8 protein-coding genes and 1 pseudogene are annotated in these 5,234 nt (G+C 43.0%); 6 read left to right on the top strand and 3 right to left on the bottom strand.

Features of this window, described 5'->3' with window-relative positions; all coding sequences use genetic code 11:
* Positions 1–135, bottom strand: a 135-nt coding sequence (locus QUB13_RS30145) for an IS1/IS1595 family N-terminal zinc-binding domain-containing protein (RefSeq protein ID WP_442922222.1), incomplete at its 3' end; no start/stop codon positions are given.
* A 200-nt stretch (positions 136–335) separates the two neighbouring features.
* On the opposite strand from QUB13_RS30145, the pseudogene tnpC reads away from it, so the two are divergent.
* Positions 336–1,788: pseudogene (tnpC, locus tag QUB13_RS30140) on the top strand (IS66 family transposase).
* On the opposite strand, the gene QUB13_RS30135 reads toward tnpC, so the two are convergent.
* Positions 1,783–2,166, bottom strand: a complete 384-nt coding sequence (locus QUB13_RS30135; RefSeq protein WP_333388691.1) for a helix-turn-helix domain-containing protein — start codon at positions 2,164–2,166, stop codon at positions 1,783–1,785. The pseudogene tnpC and the gene QUB13_RS30135 sit on opposite strands and share 6 nt — an antisense overlap.
* A 101-nt stretch (positions 2,167–2,267) precedes the next feature.
* Between QUB13_RS30135 and QUB13_RS30590 the strand changes: the two genes are divergently transcribed.
* Positions 2,268–2,585 (top strand): HNH endonuclease, encoded by a 318-nt coding sequence (locus QUB13_RS30590; RefSeq protein WP_442922220.1) that lies wholly within the window; start codon positions 2,268–2,270, stop codon positions 2,583–2,585.
* A gap of 176 nt (positions 2,586–2,761) precedes the next feature.
* A complete protein-coding gene (locus tag QUB13_RS30130; RefSeq protein WP_333388688.1) occupies positions 2,762–3,235 on the top strand; it encodes a group II intron maturase-specific domain-containing protein in 474 nt (157 codons plus the stop codon).
* On the opposite strand, the gene QUB13_RS30585 is transcribed toward QUB13_RS30130, so the two are convergent.
* Entirely contained in the window at positions 3,140–3,445 is a 306-nt protein-coding gene (locus QUB13_RS30585; RefSeq protein ID WP_442922219.1) for an IS66 family transposase, read from the bottom strand. The genes QUB13_RS30130 and QUB13_RS30585 overlap by 96 nt on opposite strands.
* A gap of 116 nt (positions 3,446–3,561) precedes the next feature.
* On the opposite strand from QUB13_RS30585, the gene QUB13_RS30125 reads away from it, so the two are divergent.
* The 3 genes from QUB13_RS30125 to QUB13_RS30580 all read left to right on the top strand — a co-directional run.
* Positions 3,562–4,548 (top strand): transposase, encoded by a 987-nt coding sequence (locus QUB13_RS30125; protein WP_333388687.1) that lies wholly within the window; start codon positions 3,562–3,564, stop codon positions 4,546–4,548.
* Position 4,549: 1 nt separating this feature from the next.
* On the top strand, positions 4,550–4,864 hold the full coding sequence (locus QUB13_RS30120) for a hypothetical protein (protein WP_333388685.1): 315 nt from the start codon (positions 4,550–4,552) through the stop codon (positions 4,862–4,864).
* Positions 4,865–5,078: 214 nt separating this feature from the next.
* Positions 5,079–5,234 (top strand): IS1/IS1595 family N-terminal zinc-binding domain-containing protein (locus QUB13_RS30580; RefSeq protein WP_442922221.1); only part of this gene is annotated, 156 nt, incomplete at its 3' end.

Below are 5,234 nucleotides of genomic sequence, written 5' to 3'. Positions count from 1 at the left end.
GTCTCGCGCTTGACCTCGCTGGGGCTCATACTCATTGATGAATTGACGACCACATTGTACACAAATGTGGTTTTGTTTTCCTTTTTTCTTGCCGTTTTTACGGATATGGGTTGATTTACATTCGGGGCATTGCATAAATTATTCCTTTTATTCATACTCTAACTCAGCAACGCCAGAGTTTTATCATTCTTGCTATTGTCGATATACTAAGGTCAAATCCAATTTTCCCATAAAGTAAATAACGCAGTTCTTCAAGAGTTGCATCATTGTTTACTTGTAAGGATTCAGGTAAAAATAGTTCCGCAGAGAGCCGAACAATATGGTAATGTAGTCAGATGAGCGAAAAGTCAGAGTTATCAGCAGCACTAAAATTAGAAATGGTTGACCAGTTGAGTCGTGAGGAGCTGGTCAAAATTGTGCTCACCCAACAGAAGCTGATTGAAAAATTACAACTCCAGCTCGAAAAGCTCCAAGAGAGACAGCCCAGCAATAGCAAAATATCATCGAAACCCCCATCAAGCGATCTGATACAGAAATCAGAGACAGCCAAAGTTGACAACTCAAAAGAGTCAGAGTCCCAACCAAAACGCAAAGCAGGAGGACAGCCGGGACATATCGGCAAAACCCGAAAAGGGTTTGGGCGAGTAGATAGATATCAAATCAGCACTCCTGAATCTTGTGAGCATTGTGGTAGTAGAGAATTAAGTGATCCAATTGGTTATAGCAAGCAGCAAGTAGCCTGTTTAGCAGCCTTACCAATTGAAGTGGTGGAATATCAACGAGTCAAATGTCAATGTCATGAATGTGGAGCAATGGTAATCGGTGTACCAGCACCCGGAATAGTTCCAGGACAAGACTTAAGTATCGACCTACAAGCATTATTGAGCTGGTTGGGTAATTATGGACACCTATCCTATGAAAAACAACAAGAGTTCCTGCGCGAACTAGGTGGAATCGACCTAGGGATAGGTACTTTACAAGCGACAAATGCGCGGGTAGCTGATGCTGTAAAGCCCGCCGTTGAAGCCTTATGGAAATTGGCACCATTACAAGCAAACGTCCATGTGGATGAAACCCCGGGAGTGTGTCAAGGGAGTTAAAGAATGGTTGTGGACAGCCACAGGTCAAGATTTTTGCCTGTTTCATGCTGCGGATACTCGGAGTAGAGCTGAATTAGAGACGATGCTGGGGAAAGAGTTTGCTGGAGTGTTGAGTTCTGATGATTTTAGCGTCTATAACGGTGTGATTGTGGGAGCGCAACAAAAATGTCTAGCCCATCTACGGCGACATTTTAAGAAAGTTCTGCTTATACGCCACGGTAATAACAGTGTCGTCGCTTCTGCATTTTTAGAATTAATTGATGAGGCATTTCGACAACATCGCCTAGGGCGGGAACACCCCCAAGAGATTGATTATCAGACTTGGGCGAGGGACTTTAAGACGAGATTGGCAGAATTGTTAAATACTTGGCAAGGTCATGTTGGTCATGCTGCTGGACTGTTACTGCGCTCGTTACGTGAGAAAGCAGATCAATGGTGGTACTTTTTAGACCATCCGGACATTCCTCCTGATAATAATTTAGCAGAACGTTCTCTGAGATTAGCTGTGACTAAACGTAAGGTATCTGGGGGTTCCCGGTCAATGTCTCGGTTTGAACAAACCGCTGATTTGTTATCTGTGATTCAGACTTGTCGGTTTCAGGGTAAAAGCGCAATGGCTTTTTTCCGTGATGCTATATCTGCCCATTCTTGTGACTTTTTGATGCCTTCTCTTATTCCCCTATCATAGACCTGAATCCTTACGTTTAACAGAACGTTCTTTTTCTAATTTCTGGACTAATTGAAGACTGTTATATGTACGTGGTTCGTTTTTGAGGCATTCTTTTACAAACTCTATATCTGACTCTTTCCACTTGGGTTTTGCCCCTCGACCAGGCGATTCCCAAAGCCCTTCCATGCCCTTATGCGACCATTTATGTAAAACCTCTCTCACTGTTTGTGGAGTCCAGTGAAAATGAGCAGCTATTTTTTCAACGTACCAGCCATGTGCATTTAATCTAATTACTTCTGCTCTATCTTTGACTTTTTGTGGAACATCCGCAGTTCTCAGTTTTAATAGAGTTTTGTCTTGTTGTTGAGTCAGGAATACCCTTAATCTAGCGCCCATATATTGAGTTACCTCAGTAGATGTATTCTCTTTGTTTACTTATCTTAACATAGTTCGGTTTTTTTGCGCCGACCTACTTATTTGGTGACAAAACCACAGGAATGCATTTGCTCAAATTTAGCTGGTTCAGGATAGAAAGACATATTCTGGTGAAGGGCAGATCATCTCCTGACGATCCAAATCTTAAAATCTACTGGCAAGACAGGGAGAAGGCTAAATCTAAATCTCTTACTCCCAGTAAACAAAAGATTGCTCAGAACCAAGGATGCATTTGTCCTAAATGCGGAGAATCTCTATTCAACGGGGAAGAACTGCATGTTCATCACATTGAACCAAAACAACAGGGTGGGAGCAATAGCTACAAAAATCTCCGATTCTTACACTTCTACTGTCATCAACAGATTCATGCTGCAAAATGACTGAAGCATGTGGAAGCTAGTAATTTGCTTAAGCCGGATGTGCTGAAAGGTACAAGTCCGGTTTTGAGGGGAGGGGGTTACAGCGATGTAATCCCTTTACCCGACTGTTACATTAAGATAAAGTCGTTGTCCAAAGATGCCGGGAGATAATCTCGGATTGGTTAGCTGGCATTGGTTTGGAGTTAAAACCTGAAAAGACGAGGCTAACTCACACACTTCATCCAGAGTTGAGTGAGGATGGTAAAGCCGGATTTGACTTTCTCGGTCACCACATACGGCAATACCCTGCTGGTAAATATCAAAGTGACAGAAATTCACAAGGTAGGATATTAGGTTTTGATACCCTCATCACTCCATCTCTGAAGGCGAGTAAGGCACATCAAGAGGAAATCGGAAGACTCATTAGAAAACACAGGTGTGCGCCCCAAGCGGCGTTAATTAAACACCTCAACCCTGTAATAAGGGGATGGGCTTCCTACTACACAAATTCCGATGCCCAAAGCGTTGGAGAACTATCTAAACAAGATAACCTCGTATACCTGAAACGTAATTGCTCAACTCGGGCAAAAAAGGGAGGGATCAGTAGAGAGAGCTTGTTGAATAGATTGATAAGCCGTCAAGCCCTGACGCTTGCCAGTATTAACAACTGAACGAACAGCAGCAAACAAATCTCGCCCCCATTCCGAACGGAAGCCATTAGTCACACGGCGAAATATTACACTCATCCGAATCGCCTGTTCACTAGAATTATTTGTAGGTGGAATTGTCGCATCTTCCAGAAATAGAAATAAATTGTCAATCAGCCCACTGTAACGTTTTCGTAACCGGATACCATCCCGATGGTGTGGCGCTAAACTCAAAATCCTGGTTACTGTAGTTTAGACTAACCAAAGATGAGAACGGTGGCAAAAGAAGAACTAGAGCCACCGCGCCAGGAGAGAATGAGGGTGAAAAATAAAACCTATCCACTCCTTAAATGAACAGTGAACGATTAAAGGACTTTCGTCAAGCAGCATACGAGTTATTAGTACAAGCGAAAGATGCCACATTCGAGCTCATGGATGCAGTGATGACCACCAGAAATGCGTCATGTTTAGCGGAATTTTCACTCAATCCATTATTCAAGCGTCAATGGCCAAGCATCTATGAAGCGTTACAAGACTGTAGACCAGACCGAAAAAAACTGATGCTGCTGTATCTGGAGCAATTACAGGCAGAAGCACCCCCAACGGAACACATATTAGTGGCAATCGACCATACTGCATGGGGGAGACGAGATGCCAAAACATTAAAAGATAGAACCCATGAATATCAAAGGGGCTCCATTGTTGGACAGGGATACAGTACAATTGCGTGGATACCTGAAGTACAAGGAAGTTGGGCATTACCCCTACTTCATGAAAGAATTAGTAGTGGGTCTTCACCCATACTTCAAGCAGCTTCCCAACTCAAACTTGTCTGTGAACAGAGTGTCAACCCAGTTTTAGCAGTTTTGGATCGAGAATATGGGAATGCAACCTGGGTATTAGCACAAGCAGATATTCAAGCTGATTGCTTAATGAGAGTCCGAAAGAATGCCTGCTTATGGTCAGCACCACCGGCCTATAGTGGTCGCGGTAGACCACGGAAACATGGGCAAAAAATGAGACTCAATGACCCAACCACATGGCTCGAAGCTGATACTGCGATTGAAATTGACGAACATCCAGATTTGGGAAAAGTCCGAGTCAGACAATGGATTGACTTGCATTTTTATCGCGCCCCTGGACAAAAAGTCAACTTAATCCTGGTGGAAAGAATGAAGCCCATGTCAAACGGTCAGCCGTTTCCACCCTTATGGTTGGCTTGGGTTGGAGAACGAACTCTACCGTTAGAAACTGTTTGGTTTAAATATTTGCGACGCTTTGGAGTGGATCATTGGTATCGGGAGAGCGAAGCAACGATTGCATTGGACATTGCCTAACTTGAGAACTCCTGAACAATCTGAACGTTGGAGTGATTTAATGCCGTTGATGAGTTGGCAACTCTGGCTGGCACAAGATTTAGTAATTGAGAATAGACTTCCTTGGCAATCTGCTACTATCAATTTAACTCCTGGACGTGTTGCCCAATCAATGTTTTCGCTTTTAGTTGACATTGGTACTCCAACAAAAATCCCTAAACATAGGGGAAAATCTCCCGGTTGGGAAAAAGGAAAGGTACGTACCAAGGCACCATGCTATCCCACTGTCAAAAAACGGGTTTCTCGACGCAAAAAGTCTTCAAGATTAGCTATTTAATCTTCTACTTTTTGAGTTGTTGAGCAACAGCTTGCCTGACATTCAAAGGTGGCTACTTTTAGCTGCGCTCATTTTTTAGTCTAAACTACAGTGGTTAATCTTTCCTGTAAATTTTCTCGATATCGCTTGAGTCTAGTATCGTCCATCCTTTCGCGTCTTCGATGGATAATAAAAGCCCTTAATAATAACCTCTTCGGCTTTGCTGAGTTAGAGTATGAATAGGAGGAATAATTTATGCAAGGCAAGCGAATGTAAATCAACCCATATCCGTAAAAACGGCAAGAAGAAAGGAAAACAGAATCACATTTGTGTCCAATGTGGTCGTCAATTCATTAATCAGTATGAACCCCATCGAGGTCAAGCGCGAGAG

The organism is Microcoleus sp. B4-D4 (assembly GCF_036705185.1).
In the GTDB taxonomy this organism is placed as follows: Bacteria; Cyanobacteriota; Cyanobacteriia; order Cyanobacteriales; family Microcoleaceae; genus Microcoleus.
This window is presented reverse-complemented; position numbering and strand designations above follow the sequence as displayed.

Excerpts from the sequence above, each read along its gene's own strand:
- QUB13_RS30135 (WP_333388691.1), bottom strand. The coding sequence starts at position 2,166 with ATGGGCGCTAGATTAAGGGTATTCCTGACTCAACAACAAGACAAAACT.
- QUB13_RS30590 (WP_442922220.1), top strand. The coding sequence starts at position 2,268 with ATGCATTTGCTCAAATTTAGCTGGTTCAGGATAGAAAGACATATTCTG.
- QUB13_RS30125 (WP_333388687.1), top strand. The coding sequence starts at position 3,562 with ATGAACAGTGAACGATTAAAGGACTTTCGTCAAGCAGCATACGAGTTA.